Origin of the sequence: Flavobacterium sp., from assembly GCF_044361015.1 — a bacterium.
Classification (GTDB): Bacteria; Bacteroidota; Bacteroidia; order Flavobacteriales; family Flavobacteriaceae; genus Flavobacterium.
The window spans coordinates 21,796-41,906 of sequence record NZ_JBIKJL010000020.1; the positions used below are offsets into that span (position 1 = coordinate 21,796).

Annotated in this window: 28 protein-coding genes and 1 other RNA gene; 15 read left to right on the top strand and 14 right to left on the bottom strand. The window is 31.6% G+C overall.

Annotated features, from left to right (window positions below):
• Positions 1–11 precede the first annotated feature (11 nt).
• Complete coding sequence (locus tag ACIQ2Z_RS06840) at positions 12–458, top strand: DNA primase (RefSeq protein WP_396183401.1); 447 nt, start codon at positions 12–14, stop codon at positions 456–458.
• Positions 459–513: 55 nt separating this feature from the next.
• Here the strand turns inward: ACIQ2Z_RS06840 and ACIQ2Z_RS06845 are convergent, their stop codons facing one another.
• From ACIQ2Z_RS06845 to ACIQ2Z_RS06870, 6 genes are all read right to left on the bottom strand, one after another.
• Positions 514–948 carry a type II toxin-antitoxin system VapC family toxin gene (locus ACIQ2Z_RS06845; RefSeq protein WP_396183402.1) on the bottom strand — a complete coding sequence of 145 codons (435 nt, stop codon included), beginning with the start codon at positions 946–948 and terminating at the stop codon, positions 514–516.
• Positions 949–951: 3 nt separating this feature from the next.
• Positions 952–1,200: a DUF6364 family protein gene (locus ACIQ2Z_RS06850; protein ID WP_396183403.1), complete on the bottom strand. Its 249-nt coding sequence runs from the start codon at positions 1,198–1,200 to the stop codon at positions 952–954.
• Between the two features lie 110 nt (positions 1,201–1,310).
• Positions 1,311–1,829, bottom strand: a complete 519-nt coding sequence (locus tag ACIQ2Z_RS06855) for a DinB family protein (protein WP_396183404.1) — start codon at positions 1,827–1,829, stop codon at positions 1,311–1,313.
• Positions 1,830–1,843: 14 nt separating this feature from the next.
• Positions 1,844–2,179, bottom strand: a complete 336-nt coding sequence (locus ACIQ2Z_RS06860; protein WP_396183405.1) for a hypothetical protein — start codon at positions 2,177–2,179, stop codon at positions 1,844–1,846.
• A gap of 73 nt (positions 2,180–2,252) precedes the next feature.
• Positions 2,253–2,732, bottom strand: coding sequence for an Lrp/AsnC family transcriptional regulator (locus ACIQ2Z_RS06865; protein WP_396183406.1), 480 nt, complete (start codon positions 2,730–2,732; stop codon positions 2,253–2,255).
• A 79-nt stretch (positions 2,733–2,811) separates the two neighbouring features.
• Positions 2,812–3,966, bottom strand: coding sequence for a M14 metallopeptidase family protein (locus tag ACIQ2Z_RS06870; RefSeq protein ID WP_396183407.1), 1,155 nt, complete (start codon positions 3,964–3,966; stop codon positions 2,812–2,814).
• 305 nt (positions 3,967–4,271) lie between these two features.
• Between ACIQ2Z_RS06870 and ACIQ2Z_RS06875 the strand changes: the two genes are divergently transcribed.
• Positions 4,272–4,688, top strand: coding sequence for a helix-turn-helix domain-containing protein (locus ACIQ2Z_RS06875; protein WP_396183408.1), 417 nt, complete (start codon positions 4,272–4,274; stop codon positions 4,686–4,688).
• Between the two features lie 4 nt (positions 4,689–4,692).
• On the opposite strand, the gene ACIQ2Z_RS06880 is transcribed toward ACIQ2Z_RS06875, so the two are convergent.
• Positions 4,693–5,244, bottom strand: coding sequence for a 1-acyl-sn-glycerol-3-phosphate acyltransferase (locus tag ACIQ2Z_RS06880; RefSeq protein WP_396183409.1), 552 nt, complete (start codon positions 5,242–5,244; stop codon positions 4,693–4,695).
• Between the two features lie 57 nt (positions 5,245–5,301).
• On the opposite strand from ACIQ2Z_RS06880, the gene ACIQ2Z_RS06885 reads away from it, so the two are divergent.
• A complete protein-coding gene (locus tag ACIQ2Z_RS06885; RefSeq protein ID WP_396183410.1) occupies positions 5,302–5,967 on the top strand; it encodes a spermidine synthase in 666 nt (221 codons plus the stop codon).
• Between the two features lie 168 nt (positions 5,968–6,135).
• The gene (locus tag ACIQ2Z_RS06890; RefSeq protein WP_396183411.1) at positions 6,136–6,330 is read left to right on the top strand and encodes a hypothetical protein; all 195 of its coding nucleotides are present in this window, start codon (positions 6,136–6,138) and stop codon (positions 6,328–6,330) included.
• Positions 6,331–7,000: 670 nt separating this feature from the next.
• On the opposite strand, the gene kdsB is transcribed toward ACIQ2Z_RS06890, so the two are convergent.
• From kdsB to ACIQ2Z_RS06905, 3 genes are read right to left on the bottom strand one after another with little or no spacing between them, the layout of a single operon-like run.
• Positions 7,001–7,726 carry a 3-deoxy-manno-octulosonate cytidylyltransferase gene (gene kdsB, locus ACIQ2Z_RS06895; protein ID WP_396183412.1) on the bottom strand — a complete coding sequence of 242 codons (726 nt, stop codon included), beginning with the start codon at positions 7,724–7,726 and terminating at the stop codon, positions 7,001–7,003.
• 38 nt (positions 7,727–7,764) lie between these two features.
• Entirely contained in the window at positions 7,765–8,325 is a 561-nt protein-coding gene (locus ACIQ2Z_RS06900) for a DUF4126 domain-containing protein (RefSeq protein WP_396183413.1), read from the bottom strand.
• 9 nt (positions 8,326–8,334) lie between these two features.
• Positions 8,335–9,756 (bottom strand): ATP-dependent RecD-like DNA helicase, encoded by a 1,422-nt coding sequence (locus ACIQ2Z_RS06905; RefSeq protein WP_396183414.1) that lies wholly within the window; start codon positions 9,754–9,756, stop codon positions 8,335–8,337.
• A gap of 117 nt (positions 9,757–9,873) precedes the next feature.
• Here ACIQ2Z_RS06905 and ACIQ2Z_RS06910 point away from each other — a divergent pair, with 117 nt between their 5' ends.
• Genes ACIQ2Z_RS06910 through ACIQ2Z_RS06925 form a run of 4 tightly spaced genes read left to right on the top strand, consistent with a single transcriptional unit; the run spans position 9,874 to position 12,616 of the window.
• On the top strand, positions 9,874–10,635 hold the full coding sequence (locus tag ACIQ2Z_RS06910) for a hypothetical protein (RefSeq protein ID WP_396183415.1): 762 nt from the start codon (positions 9,874–9,876) through the stop codon (positions 10,633–10,635).
• The gene (locus ACIQ2Z_RS06915) at positions 10,619–11,440 is read left to right on the top strand and encodes a DUF3822 family protein (protein WP_396183416.1); all 822 of its coding nucleotides are present in this window, start codon (positions 10,619–10,621) and stop codon (positions 11,438–11,440) included. The genes ACIQ2Z_RS06910 and ACIQ2Z_RS06915 overlap by 17 nt, the downstream gene beginning before the upstream one ends.
• Complete coding sequence (locus ACIQ2Z_RS06920) at positions 11,437–12,021, top strand: RsmD family RNA methyltransferase (protein ID WP_396183417.1); 585 nt, start codon at positions 11,437–11,439, stop codon at positions 12,019–12,021. The genes ACIQ2Z_RS06915 and ACIQ2Z_RS06920 overlap by 4 nt, the downstream gene beginning before the upstream one ends.
• Entirely contained in the window at positions 12,011–12,616 is a 606-nt protein-coding gene (locus ACIQ2Z_RS06925) for a hypothetical protein (protein ID WP_396183418.1), read from the top strand. The genes ACIQ2Z_RS06920 and ACIQ2Z_RS06925 overlap by 11 nt, the downstream gene beginning before the upstream one ends.
• Before the next feature lie 17 nt (positions 12,617–12,633).
• Here ACIQ2Z_RS06925 and rnpB read toward each other — a convergent pair.
• Positions 12,634–13,001: RNase P RNA component class A (gene rnpB, locus ACIQ2Z_RS06930), an RNA gene on the bottom strand.
• Positions 13,002–13,024: 23 nt separating this feature from the next.
• Positions 13,025–13,813 (bottom strand): DUF3667 domain-containing protein, encoded by a 789-nt coding sequence (locus ACIQ2Z_RS06935; RefSeq protein ID WP_396183419.1) that lies wholly within the window; start codon positions 13,811–13,813, stop codon positions 13,025–13,027.
• A 62-nt stretch (positions 13,814–13,875) separates the two neighbouring features.
• Between ACIQ2Z_RS06935 and rlmH the strand changes: the two genes are divergently transcribed.
• Positions 13,876–14,349, top strand: coding sequence for a 23S rRNA (pseudouridine(1915)-N(3))-methyltransferase RlmH (gene rlmH, locus ACIQ2Z_RS06940; RefSeq protein ID WP_396183420.1), 474 nt, complete (start codon positions 13,876–13,878; stop codon positions 14,347–14,349).
• Positions 14,350–14,396: 47 nt separating this feature from the next.
• Here rlmH and ACIQ2Z_RS06945 read toward each other — a convergent pair whose 3' ends face one another.
• On the bottom strand, positions 14,397–15,113 hold the full coding sequence (locus tag ACIQ2Z_RS06945) for a hypothetical protein (RefSeq protein ID WP_396183421.1): 717 nt from the start codon (positions 15,111–15,113) through the stop codon (positions 14,397–14,399).
• 1 nt (position 15,114) lies between these two features.
• Positions 15,115–15,939, bottom strand: a complete 825-nt coding sequence (gene folP, locus ACIQ2Z_RS06950; protein ID WP_396183422.1) for a dihydropteroate synthase — start codon at positions 15,937–15,939, stop codon at positions 15,115–15,117.
• Positions 15,940–16,024: 85 nt separating this feature from the next.
• Here folP and ACIQ2Z_RS06955 point away from each other — a divergent pair, with 85 nt between their 5' ends.
• The 6 genes from ACIQ2Z_RS06955 to tpiA all read left to right on the top strand — a co-directional run.
• Positions 16,025–16,570 carry a DUF1599 domain-containing protein gene (locus ACIQ2Z_RS06955; protein WP_396183423.1) on the top strand — a complete coding sequence of 182 codons (546 nt, stop codon included), beginning with the start codon at positions 16,025–16,027 and terminating at the stop codon, positions 16,568–16,570.
• Between the two features lie 4 nt (positions 16,571–16,574).
• Complete coding sequence (locus tag ACIQ2Z_RS06960; RefSeq protein WP_396183424.1) at positions 16,575–17,681, top strand: BT_3928 family protein; 1,107 nt, start codon at positions 16,575–16,577, stop codon at positions 17,679–17,681.
• Between the two features lies 1 nt (position 17,682).
• Positions 17,683–17,886 (top strand): hypothetical protein, encoded by a 204-nt coding sequence (locus ACIQ2Z_RS06965; protein ID WP_396183425.1) that lies wholly within the window; start codon positions 17,683–17,685, stop codon positions 17,884–17,886.
• Positions 17,883–18,959, top strand: a complete 1,077-nt coding sequence (locus ACIQ2Z_RS06970; protein ID WP_396183426.1) for an ABC transporter permease — start codon at positions 17,883–17,885, stop codon at positions 18,957–18,959. The genes ACIQ2Z_RS06965 and ACIQ2Z_RS06970 overlap by 4 nt, the downstream gene beginning before the upstream one ends.
• Before the next feature lie 83 nt (positions 18,960–19,042).
• A complete protein-coding gene (locus tag ACIQ2Z_RS06975) occupies positions 19,043–19,546 on the top strand; it encodes a TlpA family protein disulfide reductase (protein WP_396183427.1) in 504 nt (167 codons plus the stop codon).
• A partial coding sequence (tpiA, locus tag ACIQ2Z_RS06980; RefSeq protein WP_396183428.1) for a triose-phosphate isomerase occupies positions 19,543–20,111 on the top strand: 569 nt, incomplete at its 3' end. The genes ACIQ2Z_RS06975 and tpiA, both read left to right, overlap by 4 nt.

A 20,111-nucleotide genomic window follows, 5' to 3' on the forward strand; every position in this document is an offset into this window, starting at 1 on the left:
TTGATTTTTTTATGAGAAGAATTATTGTTGATTATGCCAAACTGACAAACGATATCTTATCTATGCTTGTGGAAAAATTTCAAGATGGCTATGAAGATTCTGATATTATTCGATTTAGAAATGCCCAAAACGAATTAATTGAAGCCGTTGAAGTTCGCACGGAAGACACTATTTACCTAGTTAAAGTGAGTAAAAAACTAGCTACACGAATTGAAAACTTTGAAGAAGATGAAGATTTAGATGTAGAAGTTGAAACTATTGCACCAGTTAAAGGTCTTGATTTAGATGATGATATCGATGAAGTGGATGTTGATGAAGAAGATGACGATGCTCCATCTGACGATGATGCGGAAGTAGATTTATTAAAAGATTCCGGTGGCTCTGACGACGATGACGATGACGATGATGACGATCATGAACCTTCTGATGAGGATGACGAAGATGATGATGATGACTAAAATACAAGGAGCTCAATTGAGCTACTTTTTTATTGTATTTTAATTTGAATACAATCTATAAATGTTTTTTTGCAATCGCTCTCATTTTTAAATAGTTTTCAGGAGTTAAGACACCTAGCGTACTTTTTCTATAGTCTTTTGTGTTTGTTGTAACTATACAATCGATTGTGTCATTTATTTCTGCTGCATAATTTTGCAATGCATCTTCAAAATCTTTGAATTCTGAATGTAGTGCCTGAAGTATGGATTCTTTATTAATAACCAGTATTTCAGTGAATGAAACTAACATTTTCAATTTTTCAATAACCTTTTCGTGTGTAGCCGATTGACGCAAAAGATAATAAACATTACTGAGAATAACAGGCGTGATATAGCCTGTAATTTCTTTTGATTCGCACAAGGATAAAATCTGAGCAGCATTTTCCGAAAACGGTTCTCTATCAAAAAAGAAATCTAAAATAACATCGGAATCCAGTAAAACTTTTGACATTGCCTATAGATGTTTTTCAGATAAAGCTTTTGTTAATTCCTTTTTATAATCAAAATTTTTAGGTGCACTAAATGAACCTTTTAATGATTTTACCATCGGCGTTAATTCAATGGGATTTGAATTGGGCTGATTTGTTAAAACTTTTAAATAATTTTCAATTATATCAGATAAACTGCGGTCTTTATCTTTTGCATACTTTTTAGCTTTTGCAATTACGGACTCTTCAATCGTTAAAGTAAGTTTTGTGTTCATGATGTAAACAATTAAAAAGATATACAAATTTAAAAAAATATTTTACACGTGCAAGTTAAATAAAATCACACGTGTTATACTACTTTAAATAATACTAACAAAGAATAAAATCAGTACAAATATCTCTCTAAAATAACGTTCACATGATGTTTCTGATGACCCAAAATAATACATCCAATCGCACGAACTGAAACCGGTTTTTCGGAAGCTGTTCCCATTTGGGTAAGTTGTTCATCAGAAAACGTTTTAAATAGACTAAGCGTTGCTTGGCGAACAGTTGCAAACTCTTCTATCAAATCTTCCATCGTTCTACTGTTGGCAAAAGCAGTTTCCACATACTCATTTTCTTCAAACCCGGGTAAAGGGGTTTGGTCTTTTCGGGCAATTCGCAAGGCTCGATACGCAAATATTCGCTCTGCATCTATTAAATGTTGCACGATATCTTTGATTGTCCATTTACCTTCGACATAACGATATTCCTGCTTATCTGTTGGAATGGTTTTTAAAAAATCAATAAATGGAGTGAATGAAAGTTCCAATTCATTAATTAATTCAACTTCTCCTAAAGCTTCAATGTAAGGTTTATAAAAAGTTGCATATTCTGTTGATTGTAAGGAGGATGATTTCATTTTATATATATTAATTAACTAACCCAATAATCAAATTCTTTAATAACTTTCCATTCATTTGATTTCTTCTCTAAAATTATTGAACGACCTCCAGAACCGCAGCCCATTCTCAAGTAAGCTTTATTTTTTTCTTTATTAAAAATTAGTTTAGAAAGCAGAAGCATACAGCAATTGTCGCAATTTTTATAGTATAAATTCACTTCATCCAAAATTTTATAATAACCTCCTCCTTTTTCTACTATTGATTTTACATCTAAAATTTTAAATCCGAACTTTGATAAATCATCAAAATTAAAAGTTTGATTTAAATCAAATTGTTTTTGCACAAAAAGCGTATCATTTATTTCCAATACTTCGGAAATATAATTTACATAAAAAAAAACCTCTCGTTCAAAGGAGAGGGTTTTTTATACTATTCAAAAATTACATGTTTTGAAATATGGTATGCATCAAACGTTTTTTATCGTTAATGCTTTCTTCTAAGGAAATCATCGTTTCTGTTCTGTAAACGCCTTCAATATCGTCTACCATAAAAATAACATCTTTGGCATGTTTAGTATCTTTCGCACGAATTTTACAAAAAATATTAAACTTTCCGGTCGTAACATGAGCAACCGTTACAAATGGAATGTCGTTGATTCGCTCCAGAACAAATTTTGTTTGAGATGTATTATTCAAAAACACACCTACATAAGCGATGAATGAATATCCTAATTTCTCATAATCCAAGGTTAATGAAGATCCCATAATAATACCTGCATCTTCCATTTTTTTAACGCGAACATGAACAGTTCCCGCAGAAATCAATAATTTTTTTGCAATATCCGTAAATGGAACTCTTGTGTTATCAATTAACATATCAAGAATTTGGTGATCTATTTCATCTAAACGAAACTTACTCATGGCATTTTATCTATTAGTAATTAATTATTAAATTAAGATGCAAATGAAATACAATTTATTCAATTAATAAACTAATTTATTATTTAATTAGCAAACCATTAACAAATATCTTGCTTTTTCCAATTATAAAATCTGCCTTTTGATCAATATTTGGAAAATAATCTACTCCATCATGAAATAAACCTCCTTGTGCATCATATTCCAGATGTCCGTAAATTTCATTTAAATCTCCAACAGATGAAATATATGCATTGAAAAATAATTGATTTTCAATAATTTCTTCTTTATATTGAGCTGCAAAATTCGTTATAATAATTGAATTATCATAATTTATTTTGACATTTCGATAAACAATATCGTAAAAACAGATATTATTTTGCGGAATTTTCAAATAATCATCGATTTTGTTGTCAACTATATCGTTTTCGTAAAGCAAAGAAAAACCGCGTAATAAACTAATAAAAATAAATTTTCTGGTTTTTTCTCTTTCATAATCATTTTGAAAATGTCCTGCTTCTAACAACACCGTTGGAACTCCTAATTGTTGAAAAGTATCTCCCACACAATTTCGATTAAAAACATCATCAAATCGGCCAACCTGATTTGGAATATGCTTTTGCAATTCCATATTAATTCCCACAATAAGATTAATTGCTTTTTGTCGGGTTGTATTAATTGCACATTCTTTATTAAAAGAAGGAGCCAAAAACGATACAGTTGCCGGATTATTTGTTTTTCCGGCAGCAAAAATTGTTCGCTGATCATGAAGATTAAAGCAAAAATCAGGCTTAAAACTTGAAAATTGAGAGAAAAGCAATTGGCTTTCAGGTTGTGAAAGATTCATAAAATCACGATTCAAATCAATTTTATTTGCATTTTCCCGGGTATACAACTCAGCACCATCAGGATTGAGTATTGGAATAAAAAGAAATGTAAATTTATCTTTCCATTTCTGCACTTCTTCAACATCCGAATCTAAATAATTAAACAAATCGAAAAGTGCTTTTGTAGTGGTACTTTCATTACCATGCATTTGAGACCAAAGCAAAATTTTAAACTCTCCGGTTCCGGTTTGATAACCATATATCGATTTTTCAAGAACCGATTTTTCCAAAACATCAATCTTGTTTTTGAACAAATGCTTACCCAAAAGAGGTTCAATATTCTTTAAGGTAATATAACGACCTAACAAATCTTGCTCTTTGTGGTTTTCGAAAACCGAATGATAATCCATGATACTGTTTTTTACTATTACAAAAGTAAACATCTTTAGAATAACAATTGTAAACGATAAAAAAACACTGCAAATTTAACTTTGTAAACAACTTATCACATCCAATAGTACTACTATATTGATAAATGTTACTCGGAAATACAATCATTTTTTAAAATTTTGATTTCCAATATTTTATTATATTTTAATTAAAGTTTAAATTCCGTATAAGTTAATTATTGTGAGTAAAATTACAATTGTAACAATTACTTTTTAAAACTAAATGATTACATTTGTAACAATCTATTTTACCAACCACATTCACTATGTTAAACACGCAGGAAATTGTAAAAAAACTAGAAATGATTTTTGATTATTACCAATTAAATGCCTCATCTTTTGCAGACAAAATTGGCGTACAGCGTTCAAGTTTATCTCACCTACTCTCCGGCAGAAACAAACCGAGTTTAGAATTTGTTATCAAAATAACAGAATGCTTTCCTGAAGTGGATTTGTATTGGTTTTTAATGAATCAAGGCGATTTCCCTAGGTCAGAAACGAAAGTCGATACTACCTCGGAAATAGTAAATACTCAAAAAAATGAAGAATTAAAAGAAGTTAATCCATTCGTGATTAATCAAGAAAAACAAAAAAATAACACAAAATCAACTACTTCCATAGAAAAAGTAATGATTTTTTATACTAACGGAACCGTTAAAAGTTATAATTATTCAGAAGAATAACTATTTACACACCATAACTTTGACCGGGAAACTTACCCAGAACTCCTTTAAAGTCCTTTTCTAATTCAGGTATATCGGAAAGAATATTCCCGGTTGGAAAGAAGGGTTTTCCTATTTTTACTTCTTTTTTACCATAGTCAAAAGCTATTGGAACTATTGGAACTTTTGCTTGAAGTGCAATGTAATAAAATCCTGTTTTCCATTCTATTACTTTTTTTCTAGTTCCTTCAGGAGCGATGGCTAATCTAAAGGTTTCACGTTCACTGAATACTTTTGCAATAGCTTCCACCCTATTCAATCCACCGGTTCTGTCTAATGGTGCTCCACCCATCCATCGAAAATAAAATCCGAATGGAAATCGAAACAATTCTTTTTTTCCAACAAAATTCATTTCTAAACCAACAATACCTCTAGTAAAAATACCAAGATAAAAATCATGCCAACTCGTATGTGGCACTACAATCATGACACATTTTTTGAGTGATGGTTCCAAAGTTCCGGATATTTTCCAACCTATCAATTTAAAAAAAATAAATTTATAAAGTGCTTTCTTCATTGTAAAATATTTTAGTAAAAATACGATATTTCTCTTATTTTTACTGAAATTTATTCCATGCTAAAAAAAATCATAAGCTACTTTTACCCTATCAATCTTTATAAAACCACTTCTGAAATCAGCAAGACTTTAGAAGTGACCTTAGTGAATGGAGAAATTGTGTTAGATAGCAAAAATACAAATTACTCCTATGGAAGTTTACAAAGAATTTTAAGAAAAGGGCTTAAATTTATTGGTTTTGACAATATCAAATCCATGAATCACATTTTGGTTCTTGGAGTAGCAGGCGGAAGTGTAATAAAAACGCTAAATGATGAAATTGGTTTTAAAGGAAAAATAACAGGAATTGAATTAGATGAAAAAGTAATTGAAATTGCCAATTATCATTTTAAACTTAACAAAATCAAAAACCTCAACCTCATTCACCACGAAGCGTTTGAGTTTGTATTAAAAACAAAATTAAATTTTGACTTAATTATAATCGATATTTTCCAAGATACTATAATGCCTAGTTTTTTATTTGAAGCTTTTTTTCAAAATAGGTTGAGAGAAATTTTAAATCCTAGTGGTTTCATACTTTTTAATACCATGATTTTAAAAAACATTGATGAAGTAAGAAATGATAATTATATTCGTTTTTTTGAATCTTTACAACTCAAAGTAACTAGATTACCCCGCGTGGAAGAGCATAATGAGTTAGTTATTGTTGAGAAAATTAATTAACTCCTTTCTTTTGATATGTTTATTGCCTTTCTGAAAATGAGTCAATAAAAAAACTTATTTATGAAAATTGAAAAAATGTTATAAAACGATATTATATAACCCTTTTGATTTTACTTTCTATTTTGGTTATCAATAGGATTTAATAGTGAAGATAAAGATAAAAACACAGTGAAAGCAGTTAAGAAAATGCAGGAATTTGTTATCGGTATTTCTAATTATGCCCGAAAACAAGAAAATGATTTTATCATTATTCTTCAAAACGGATCTGAATTAGCTTTTGAAAATTCAAATCCCGATAAAAACCTTTCAGCAAGTTATTTGAAAGCTATCAAGGGAATTGCCATTGAAGAGCTTTTTTTATGATGAAAAAGGGAAGGCAAACAACTATCGAATTGAGAATCTTAAAAAACTTCCGAAGGACAAAAAAATAATTGTTTCTGAATTTGTAAAAAACAAGAACAATATTTACAAAGTGATTCAACTCAATCAAACTGTCAATTTTTACCCTTTATCAGAACAGCAGAAAATTACCATTAACCTTTAATTCCGGAAAATATAAACCTTGAAAACGCTAACATTATAACTAAACTGAGCGATGTTCAAAATTTTTTATATTTAATAAATGTGGATGATTTTGATACAAAAAAACAATTCATTGAAGCGGTTGCAAATACCAATATTGACCTTGTATTAATCGATTTATACTATTACAGCTTTCCTTGCACCAAAGCCTAATTAGAATTGCTTAAAAAGAAAAAAACGGAGGAAAACGATTAGTAATTTGCTAAATGAATATTGGTGCAGCGGAAAATTGGCAAAATTATTGGAAACCCGATTGTAAATTTGGCAATCCAAAATGGTTATATAAGAAATACAAAGGTTATGATAACGAGATTTATGTTAAGTTTTGAGATGCTAATTGGCAAAAACTAATCTATGGAAATGAAGAATCCTACACTCAAAAAATAATTTATGCCGGATTCAACGGTGTATTTTTAGACAATGTAGAAGCGTATTACAATTTATATAACGATTAAATCATTTTTCGGGCTTTTTCTAAATCTTCCGGGGTATCAATTCCAATTCCAACATATGTTGTTTCTACCATTTTGATTTTTTTGCCGTATTCTAAATAGCGAAGTTGTTCTAATTTTTCCGAAGCCTCCAAAGACTTCATAGGTAATTTGTAAAAATCCAATAACGCTTCCTTTCGAAAAGCATAAATTCCAATGTGTTGAAAATAGCGAACACCTACATTTTTTTCTCTCGGATAAGGAATTACTGCCCTTGAAAAATAAAGGGCTAAATCATTTTGATCCACGATTACTTTTACATTATTTGGATTTTCAATCACTTCCCAGTCCATGATTTCACTCATTAAGGAGGCTAAATCAATTTCTTGTTTTGCATCATTTCTAAAAACCTCTAAAACAGCAGCCAAAGGTTCTTTGCTGATAAATGGCTCATCACCTTGTACATTAACCACAATATCAACATCTAAATTCTCAACTGCTTCAGCAATTCTGTCGCTCCCACTTTCATGCTTCTTATTACTTCTAATTGCTTTTCCACCCACAGAAATAATTTCATTATAAATTAATTCTGAATCCGTAACCACAAAAACATCATCAAACAAATTAGTATTCACAGCCGCTTCATAGGTTCGAGTGATGACTGTTTTACCTCCTAAATCTTGAATTAATTTGGCAGGAAAACGGGTAGAAGCATAACGAGCTGGTATAACGGCGATGATTTTCATATTAAAAAGTGGCTGAGTTACTAAGGTTTTAAGATTTTTTAAGATGTAATTTTTTTGAATAATTTAATTCCTACAAAGAAAATAAATAGTACCAAAACAAACCCTATAATTGGTATAAAAACAGATACAAAAGACATGACTGCGGCTGTTCCTGTTTCAACGGTGGAAACGATTGGGTTGCCAATACCTCCAGTTGTTGCGGTTGAAGTTAATCGTGTGGCTGCAGTAGCTGAATTAATCACTGTAGCAGTTCCTCCACCTGCAATAATGGCCAAACCCCAAGTAAATAAAGGACTCAAATCAACCAACGTGGAGGCCATTACAGCAGTTCCTGCAATGGCAGCTAATGGAATGGCAATTGTATCTAAAACAGAATCAATAAAAGGAATATAATAGGCTAAAATTTCAAAAATCATAGCAATTCCAAATGCAATTAATGCAGTGGTTTGTCCGATCCAACTCCAAGAATCATCTACAGTAATCCATTGCAAGTGAGAAGCCAAACTCAGTATAAAAAGAGGTACAAAAACCCGAAAACCAGCAGATGCTGCTAATCCTACTCCAAGACAAATACTGATTAAGGTTTCAATGGATATCATTTATCAAAATTATTCAAAATTTTCGACTTTAAATCCAATTAGGTATAATTTTTCTTTGGCTCGCGTAACTGCAGTATATAACCAACGAATATAATCCCTGTCCACACCATTCGGTAAATAAGGTTGCTCTACAAAAACAGTATTCCATTGCCCTCCTTGTGATTTGTGACACGTGATGGCATAGGAAAACTTAACTTGTAATGCATTAAAGTATTCATTTTCCTTTACTTTTTGTGCTTTTTTATATGAAGCGCCTTCATTTTCATAATCTTTCAATACTTCTTGATAGAGTCGATTAGCTTCTTCATACGTCAATGAAGGTGATTCACTTGTAATGGTATCCAACAACAAAATTGTTTCAAATGGTTTTTGATTGGGATAATCGACCATTCTAATTTTTACTTTGGCAAATTTAAATCCGTATAATTCTTGAATTTTATAAATTTCCAATACTTCCACAATATCACCATTGGCAATAAATCCGGCTTCGTCTGTCTCTTTCAGCCAAAAGTAATTATTCTTCACCACCATCATATAATCACCGGCAGATAAATCGCTTTCGCGAAATAAAATTGCATTTCTAATTTGTTGATTGTATTGATTTGCTCTTTTATTTGTTCGCACAATGAAAGCGGTTTCCTCCATCCCTTCTTTGCTGTAAGATGTATTAATGGCATCTTGAATATCATAACCATCTGTTAAACGAACTATATCTTTATAACCTTTAACTTCAAAACGAAAAGATTCTATAAAATGTTCTTTTAAAACTTCCCTCAATACTGTTGCATTGTATAATATCCCCGAATTTTCTTCCTGTCGCATCACTTCGTCTAATTCAACATGAACAACGTTTTTGTTATAATAAGCCAATAACGTTTCGATATTCAAAGCTGGACTAACTTCTAAATTTATTGGTGGAAGCTGGGCTGTATCACCTAAGAGTATCATTTTACAGTTTTCTCCGGAATACACATAATTCATTAAATCATCTAATAAGGAATTACTCTCGGCCGATTTCGAGTCAGTATTAACATCTGAAATCATGGAACTTTCATCAACAATAAAAATGGTATTTTTATGTTTATTGACTTGACGCGTGAAGAAAACACCCCCAGAACTGTTTTTTTTAGGAAAATATATTTTTTTATGAATTGTAAAGGCTGGTTTTCCGGAATAATTAGCAATAACTTTTGCTGCACGACCCGTAGGAGCTAAAAGGACATATTTTTTATTGACCGTAATTAAGTTGGCTACTAATGTTGAAATTAAGGTTGTTTTACCCGTTCCGGCATATCCTTTTAATACAAAAAGTTCTTCATTCGTTGAATTTGTAACAAAATCAGCAATTTTTTTAAAAAAAATAGTCTGTTTTAAAGTAGGATTAAAAGGGAATGATTTTTGTAAAATACTGTAAAACAGAGGTGAATTCATTTGTGGATTTATTACAAGCAATAAAAATTCAAATATACTGATGAATTTTATGGGAAATGCTTTTGAGAAAAAAAAAAAATTGTAGATTTGCCTTAAACTGAAATTAAATAAAATAAAATGATTTTACTATTAGTTATTTTCGTCATAATTGCTTTAGCGATCTATTTCTTGGCTAAATTGATTAACAAATCTACAAACAAAACATTGAAACCAATTCTTTCAATTGTATTGTGGATTGTTACCATATTATTTAGTTACTTAATTTATCAATCAATTCAAGCACCTATTGAATTTGACAAATTAAAAGAAAAACGTTTTCAAACTGCTGTGAATAAAATGCTTGACATCAAAGCTGCCCAATTGGCTTATAAAACAGTGAAAGGAAAATATACTGACAATTTAGATTCTCTGATTACTTTTATTGAAAACGAAAATTTTACTATTGTAGAAAGAAAAGATACCTCAGTAATTGATGTTGAAAAAAACAGAGCATATGGTTTATCTGTAGATGCAAATGGAACAGGAGGATATTTCAAAGATATTGTTGTCATTAACCAACTTGGTAAAGTAAGTATCAAAGATTCTTTATTTAAAGGTTCTGATAGATATAAAAACCTTAATACTGTAAAAGTAGGTGATATTGAAACTAAAATTACTTTAAAAGCAGGGTATATCGAACGTGATGATTTAAAAATACCTGTTTTTGAAGCAAAATTAAATAAAGCATCTTTATTATCAGACCAAGATCCTAGTTTAGTAGCTAAAGAAAAGAAAGTAGTTTCTGTTGATGGAATCAATGGTGAATACATTTTATTAGGTTCATTAGAAGAAGTAAGTATGTCAGGAAACTGGCCTAAAAAATATGGAAATAACGAATAATAGCGTCATTCAAAAAAGTTATAAAAAGTTGTCCATTCAGGTCTCACTGAATGGGCTTTCTTTTTGTTGCCGTGACACTTTATCCGGTCAATTGATTTCCTTCGAAAAAATTGACTTTTCAAATTTTCCTAAAATTTTTACCATTGAAAACAGTTTGTGGAAATCAATGTTAGATTTTTCAGATTTAACAAAATCATACGATGAAATTGTAGTTCTTCACGAAAACAATTTGAGCACTTTTGTGCCAAAACCACTTTTTGATGAAGAATACAAAGGAAGTTACCTGCAATACAATACTAAAGTTTTTGAAACCGATTATTTTGCTGTTGATGAAATGGGAAAACACGAAATGGTGAATGTATACGTGCCCTATGTTAACATAAATAATTATTTGATTGATCAGTTTGGCTCATTTGAATACCAGCATTTTTCAAGTATTTTAGTGTCTAAATTATTGGATTTATCTAAAAATGATGAGGGACAGAATATGTTTGTTCATGTGGCGTCTAGTCATTTTGAAATTATTGTTATTCAAAATCAGAAGCTTTTGTTATATAATTCCTTTGAATACCAAATCGCAGAAGATTTTCTGTACTATTTATTATTTACCGCAGAACAACTGCATTTGAACCCGGAATCCATGAAATTATTTATTTTGGGTGAATGTTCAGAAAATGATGCCTTGTACCAAAAAGCATATCAATATGTAAGAAATACTTCTTTGTTGGATGTTTCTGAACTGCAAAAAACAAACTCCTTTTCCACTCAGGAAAACCGTACCCATTTTATCCTTTTAAACACGTGAGAATCATATCCGGAAAATACAAAGGCCGCAGGTTATCGCCTCCCAAAAACCTTCCTGTTAGACCTACAACCGATATGAGTAAAGAAGCCTTGTTTAACATTTTAAACAATCATTTTAATTTTGCAGAATTAAAGGTGTTGGATTTATTTGCCGGAACCGGAAATATCAGTTATGAATTTGCCTCCAGAGGATGCGAACCCATCATTGCTGTAGATGCTGATTATGGCTGTGTTTCCTTTATCAAAAAAACAGCAACCGAATTTGAATTTGACATTTCAGCGATTAAAAGTGATGTGTTTCAGTATTTAGAACGAGCGAAAGGCGAATTTGATATCATTTTTAGCGATCCTCCTTATAATTTAGAACAAGCCGACTTCGAAAAAATCAATACACTTGTTTTTGAAAAAGAGCTTTTAGCTACTGATGGAATGTTGGTTATCGAACATTCCAAACACACCAAATTGGACCATTTAGATCACTTTTCATTTCAAAAAAATTACGGTGGTTCTGTATTTTCTTTTTTTGAATATGAAGATGCTGCAGATGATTCACTCAATGAAACCGACGATAGTGAAGAATAAACTCCGTATCTTTTTTGCAGTAAGTGCATTACTTATTTTCAATTCTTGTTACTTTCCCGGTTATCAATCAGTGTCCGAAACAAGTCTCCACAATATTTCATTTGCAGAGGGCAAATGGTTTGTAAATTACGTCACTATCGACGGCAAACCATTTACTGATTTTTCAGAATATTCAGAAAAGGAATTACAAAATTGCTTGCAAGATTCCCTTTACCTAAGCTACGGGAAAAGAAAAGCAATTTACAACGTTCCAATCCTGAATTCTAAAAATTTAAAAGAAAGTTTATCTCTCCTAAAAGCCACTAAAACAATTGATTATGTCATTCAAATAACCGGCTCCATTGGTGCTAATGAAATTGGGAACATAAACATCAAACCGATGAAAAATGCTGAAAAAACAGCTGCCTCTATAACATTTAAAGTCTATGAAGTATCAACTGAACAGTTAGTTTATTCTCACACGACTACGGGACAATTAATTGTTGAAAACAATAGTGAAGATGTGCTCTTTGGAAAATCAGCACAAAACATTATGAAAAAATGCCTGAAGAAAGGCATGAAACAACTCAAGAAAAGCGGAGGTTGTGAAAAGTAATTTCTCTTAAATTTTATAAAAAAAGCAGACCTGTAAGCCGGATTCTGTATTCGCCAAAGCGAACCCTTATCATTTATCTTGCTCAATAGTTACCCATTGAATCTAGCTGCCTACCCTTCAACCTCGGACGAGTAGCCCTTATCCGCCGTGACGGAACGTTGATATACATGGCATTTCACCGCATAGAGTTTACCTGGTTTCACTACAGCCGAACTGTACATACTTTCTGTTGCACTAGTCCTCATTCGCCGAAGCGAACGGACGGGTGTTACCCGTTATGCTACTCTTTGGTGTCCGGACTTTCCTCTTTATTCTGAACTTGATTCAGAACCTAAACATAGGTGTTGAAACAAGTTCAACATAAAACGATAAGGCGGTCTGCGATGCAAAAATAAACTTAATAATTCATTATTGAGCAAAATCCTGCGGATTAAATTTTCCGGTAGAAATGAGATAAACAAAATAAATTATTATTAAAATAATACTCAAAATTATATAGAAAATAACTCCGACGGGAATAAAAATAAACGTTTTTAAAAGTAATTGCTTTCCAGATAGACTAAAAACCCTTTTCAAAGCATAAGCATGATAAACTAACATGAAAACAATTGTAAAAATTGAATAACTGTAAAAATCTAAATTAAAAATAATCAGAAAAGGTATAAATAATAAAACAAAGATGGAAGATTGAGAGTAGGTATAAAAATAAATTAAATTATGTTCTGCATAATTAAACTGCTTAAAATTATAAAAAACTATTTTAGACAATAATGCCAAATAAGGAATACTAAAAAAAATTAGGACACTATTGTAATCATAAAAAGAATTCATAAATTCTTTCATGTCAAAAGGAGATTTTTGATTTCCTGAAAAAGCTCCATAATCAATCTCTCCTAAATAGCCTCTTTTCATCAAAAAAATATTGAAACCACTTAATGTTATAGCAATTATCAAATAGGTAATAGGATTTACATAACGAACCCTAAGTCCATTTAAATAACCATTGATAACCCATTCTGGATGGGTAAAAAGTGTTTTAAATGTTGCCAAAAACTTATTATCAAAACTCAAATAGCGTTCAGAAAAATCATAAAGTATATTTTTAATTGTTATTTTTTTTGTCACAACTTGAGCCCCACAATTAGAACAGAATTTACTAGCTGTTTCTATACTATTTTGGCAGTTTTTGCAATTCATTGTTTTTATATTTTTAACTAAAATAAAAAAATAACTTTATACTTTTGAAAAAATATAGTCAAATGAATATCAAACTCATTGCCATTGGCAAAACTGACCATAAAAACCTTCAAGCACTGATTGAAGAATATCAAAAGCGATTGTCTTTTTATATCAAATTCGAATTGGATATAATTCCCGATATTAAAAACGTAAAAAATCTTTCAGAAGAACAACAAAAAGAAAAAGAAGGTGAACTGATTTTAGCCAAACTCTCCCCTACTGATTTTTTAATTCTATTGGATGAAAACGGAAAATCATATACTAGTATTGGGTTTGCCAATGAATTACAAAAGAAAATGAATACCGGTATCAAAACATTGGTCTACGTCATTGGTGGTCCTTATGGATTTTCAGAAACCGTTTATCAGAAAGCTCAACAAAAGATTTCATTGTCTGAAATGACTTTTTCACACCAAATGGTGAGGTTGTTTTTTATTGAACAGGTATATCGTGGTTTTACTATTTTGAAGAATGAGCCTTATCATCATCAATAACGATGTCAAATAATTTTAATTGTAGAAGAATGATTACTCTTTACAATTTACAAAGCACAATCACAATCCGGTAATTTCTTTTTGTCATAAATAAAATGTGTTGGTGAAATAGAAACCAATTCATTTTCTAAAATTTTCAATTCAATTACTTTGGATAAGTACTGATCAAAAGTTAATCGTTCATCAAAATTTAAGTAAAGCAACACGCGTTTATCTTCACTCGAAAAAGAAGCGTATTCTTTTAAAAAAGCAAGCAATTCTTTCATCTCCACTTCATTTCCATCAACAGATACTTTATTATTAGGTTTAAAATTTACCGTGAAAGTTTGAAAATGAATATGATAATCCGGATTATCTTTTACATAAATTGATGAAAAATAGGAATTGTACGTGTACTTTATTTCCGTAAAAGACATGAAGGCCAATGATTTCTGAACGCTATCCATATAGGAATAATAATTTTTAGCATCCTCATTTTTATGCATTTGAGGTCCTTCTCTCTTTTGTTGCAACTTACTAATTTCAGGAATAACTATCTTTAAAGGTAGGCGTTTGTCAATATTAAAAATCCAATTCGTCGTTCCGATAGTATTTTTACGATTGACTTCAGCAACAGTATCTTTCCCTTTTTTTTCAAAAAAAATATAAACCGGAGAATGGTCTACAACCATCGTATCGATAGTGCTGACTGCCTGAACTAATTGCACTTCTTTTTGACAGGAAACAAAAGAGAGTAAAACGAATAGTACTATAACTTTCTTCATATTATAAACTCATTAAGGAAAATAATTTTACACATTCCACAGCTTCTTTCACATCATGAACCCGCAAAATAGAAGCTCCTTTGGTTAGGGCAATCATATTGAGTGCTGTTGTTCCGTTCAACGCTTTTTCCGGAGTTAAATCCAACGGTTTATAAATCATTGACTTTCTGGAAACACCGGCTAAAATAGGCAATTCCAGCACTTTAAATAGTTCCAATTTCTGCATAATCTCAAAATTTTGTTCAACAGTTTTAGCAAAACCAAATCCGGGATCAATAATTAAATCATTTATGCCAAAACTTCTTGCCAAAGCCACTTTTTCAGAAAAATAAAATAACATATCTTTTACAATATCATCATATTGTGTTAGTTGAGTCATCGTTTGTGGTGTTCCCTTCATGTGCATCATAATGTATGGAACTTGAAGTTTTCCTATCGTTTCCATCATTTTATCATCCAAACCTCCAGCCGAAATATCGTTAATGATACTGGCACCAGATTTGACAGCAACGTTAGCCACTTCAATTCTAAAGGTATCAACGGATAATAAAGTTGTTGGAAATTCTTTTAAAACCAATTTTAAAACCGGAATTAAACGGGCTATTTCTTCTTCTTCGGAGACAAATTCGGCATTGGGTTTACTGGAATAAGCTCCGACGTCAATAAAATCAGCTCCATCAACCAACATTGTTTCTACTTGTTTTACTATTTCAGATTCATTTTTATATTTTCCTCCGTCATAAAATGAATTTGGTGTTACATTTAAAATCCCCATCACTTTGGGTGTGGCTAAATCAATCAGTTTGCCTTGGCAGTTTATTAACATATCGTTTGAAAAAAGGCATTAAAAAGTAGCATCTACTTCTTTTGAAAATTGTATTTTTGAAAATCTTTACAAATATAATTCAATAATGGATAGTACCTCACAACAATATGATAATGTCATCGCTGTTTGCCGACAATTATATTGCAATAAAATGAAAGACTATGGCAGTGCCTGGAGAATTCTTCGTTTGCCCTCCCTAACTGACCAAATTTTCATCAAAGCTCAACGCATTCGCAGTCTACAGGAAAATGAAATTCGTAAAGTAGATGAAGATGAAACCGGTGAATTTATTGGTATTATCAATTATTCTATTATGGCCTTAATTCAATTAGAAAAAGGGGTCGTGGATCAACCTGATTTAAATTTAGAAGAGGCAACTCGTTTGTATGACGAGAAAATTGCAGAAACAAAATCACTCATGGAAAACAAAAACCATGACTATGGAGAAGCTTGGCGTGAAATGCGTGTGAGCTCCCTCACCGATTTAATTTTGCAAAAATTGCTACGTGTAAAACAAATCGAAGATAACAAAGGTAAAACGTTAGTTTCAGAAGGAATTGATGCTAATTATCAAGACATGATTAATTATGCTGTTTTTGCCTTAATTCACTTAGGATTTCACAAAAAATAAAACCATGAAAGTACTCACTCACATTGTCCGTTTTCTTGTTGGATTATTATTTATTATTTCAGGATTAATAAAACTGAATGATCCGGTAGGTTTTTCATTTAAACTTGAAGAATATTTTTCTGAAGGAGTTTTAAACATCCCTTTTTTGGTTCCGCTTGCTTTATTAATTGCTGTGGTCGTGGTCATTTTTGAAATAGTCTTAGGGGTAATGCTTTTAATTGGATTCAAACCTAAATTTACAGTTTGGAGCCTTTTTTTAATGATTGTGTTTTTCACTTTTCTAACCTTTTATTCAGCCTATTATAATAAAGTAACCGATTGTGGTTGTTTTGGTGATGCCCTTAAACTTACGCCATGGGAATCGTTTACAAAGGATATCGTCTTATTGGTATTAATTGTATTTTTAAAAATTAATCTTAAATACATTCAACCGATTTTTGGAAAATTAGGTCAAAATGCAACCGTTTTTATGTCGTATACCGCTTGCTTGTTTTTAGCTTATTACGTGCTGATGCATTTACCGGTTATAGATTTTCGGGCTTTTGCTGTTGGAAATAACATCCAAAAAGGAATGGAAATTCCCGCCGGAGCAACCATGTCAGAATATGAAATGCTTTTTATTTACAAAGTGAATGGCGTTGAAACTGAGTTTTCTCAAGCTGATGTGATGGCCAACAAAGTTCCTGAAACAGCAGAATTTGTCGATCGAAAAGACAAATTAATCAAACAAGGTTACGTTCCTCCTATTCATGATTTCACGATTGAATTAGACGGTAGTGATTATACGGAAGACATGCTCAAAGAACCTAAATTAATTATGCTGATTTCGTATGATTTAGGAAAAGCGGATGATGATGGCTTAGCTAAACTGGAAGAATTTCATCAAGCTGCTCTTAAAAAAAGATATAAAGTAATTGGAATGACCGCTTCAGACGAAACATTAATCAAGTCTGTAAAAGATAAGCATAAATTAACGTTTGACTATTATTTTTGTGATGCTACCACCTTAAAAACCATTGAAAGAGCTAATCCAAGCATCGTTGTTTTAAACAAAGGAACGATTGTTCAGAAAAAACATTTCAATGATATTGACAAAGTTATGTTGAATTAAGATGAAAAACACCTTTACCATTGGCAATAGCATCGCTTCAATTTTCATGATTATTATTGGTGTAAACCTATTATTTATTCATCAAAAAAGTGATTTTCTGCCAAAATATGTCACAATCATTTTAGGTATTCTTATCTTATTCATCTCAATAGGCGGAATAATTGCCAGAATAAAAAATTTAAAAAAAGACACCCCTAAAAATTGATTCGTTATTTACTCCATAAAATTGGCTACGCATTGCTCACCCTGTTTGGAGTAATCACCGTTATTTTTATTTTATTCACGATCCTGCCTGGAGACCCTGCCCGGATGATGCTTGATCAAAATGAAAATTCAGAGCAACTCGCGTTGGTTAAGAAAAAATATGGTTTCGACAAACCTATTTCTAATCAATATCTTTATTATTTAAATGATTTGTCTCCTTTGTCTTTTCATAGTACAAAATCAGATTCGTACACTTTTTTAACCGAAGGGAAATACAACGGATTCAATTTAATTACTATTGGAAATACTAACATCGTTTTGAAAACACCTTATTTAAGAGAAAGTTTTCAAAAAAGCGGTAAAAAAGTTAGCGATGTTATAGGAAACACATTGCCAAATACGTTTATTCTAGCTCTATTAGCCATTATTATTGCCATAGTGGTAGGTGTTTTTCTAGGTATTGTTTCTGCTTTGTACAAAGACACACTTTTAGACAGAATGATTGCTCTAGTCAGTAGTTTAGGCATGAGTATTCCTTCCTTTTTCAGTGCCATTTTATTCGCTTGGTTATTTGGATTTGTTTGGCATAGCTATACCGGACTCAACATGACCGGAAGTTTATATGAAGTTGACGATTTTGGGGAAGGAAGCTACATTCAATGGAAAAATAGTATTCTACCGGCTATTGTATTAGGAATTCGTCCTTTAGGCGTTGTCATTCAATTAATGCGGAATTCATTGTTGGAAACATTCGGACAAGATTATATTCGAACGGCAAAAGCCAAAGGTTTAAACTCTTTCCAAATCATTAAAAATCATGCCTTAAAAAACTCCTTGAACCCTGTCGTGACAGCCATTTCAGGATGGTTTGCTTCTATGTTAGCCGGAGCCGTTTTTGTAGAGTATATTTTTGGTTGGAACGGCTTAGGTAAAGAAATTGTAGAAGCATTGAATAATTTAGATTTACCAGTAATCATGGGTTCTGTCATTGTGATTGCCACCACCTTTATCATCATTAATATTTTGGTGGATTTAGTTTATGCGTATTTAGATCCGAAAATCCGATTGAGCTAAAACGATTGCGATTATAATTAGGAGTTTTTTAGGAATTCATTCCGCCAGTTATTGTAAATTTGTGAAACAAAAAATAAACTATTATGAAAAAAATAATTGCAAGTATTTGTCTTGTCCTTGGAATAATTTCCTGCACGAATGCTCAGAAAAAAGAATTTTCCGAAGATGCATTAAATGAAAGTATGCAAACTCTTGACGGAAGCAAAATCACTTTTCAGGAAATACTAAAAAAATACGAAGGAAAAACCATTGTTATTGATATTTGGGCTTCGTGGTGTCCCGATTGCATCAAAGGAATGCCTAAAGTGCAAGCCTTACAAGAAAAATATACTGATGTCGTCTATCTATTTCTATCCTACGACAAAACACCTGAAGCTTGGGAAAAAGGTATCACTAAATACAATATTCGAGGCGAACATTACTTAATTGTTTCCAACTGGAAAGGTGGCGGTTTCGTGAAAACAGTTGATATCGATTGGATTCCAAGATACATTGTCGTGGACAAAACAGGTAAAATCGCTTTGTACCGTGCCATTGAAGCCGACGAAGAACAACTGATTACCACTTTAAATAACCTAACAAAATGAGACAAAAAATAGTTGCCGGTAACTGGAAAATGTATAAAACGGCGGAAGAAACTGAAGACTTATTAAATGAATTAATAGAAAAAATTCCAACTGATTTAGAGCAAAGAGTCATAGTTGCTCCAACATTCGTGAATTTATCAGCCGCAGCCGATCACTTGGAATTTACCAATATTGAAGTGGCAGCACAAAATATGCACCAAGCAGAAGGCGGAGCTTTTACGGGAGAAATCTCCGCTTCAATGCTAAAAAGTGTCGGAATAAACATTGTAATTTTAGGACATTCAGAAAGAAGAGCTTATTTTCACGAAACTGATGCGTTGCTTGCTAACAAAGTTGATACTGCTTTAAAACACGAAATGGAAATTATTTTCTGTTTTGGCGAAGAATTAAAAGACCGGCAATCGGGACAACATTTTAATGTAGTGGAAAACCAATTAAAAGACGGATTATTTCACTTAGAAGCTTCTGCCTGGAAAAATATTATTTTAGCGTATGAACCTGTTTGGGCCATTGGAACGGGAGAAACCGCTTCACCGGATCAAGCTCAGGAAATGCATGATTTTAT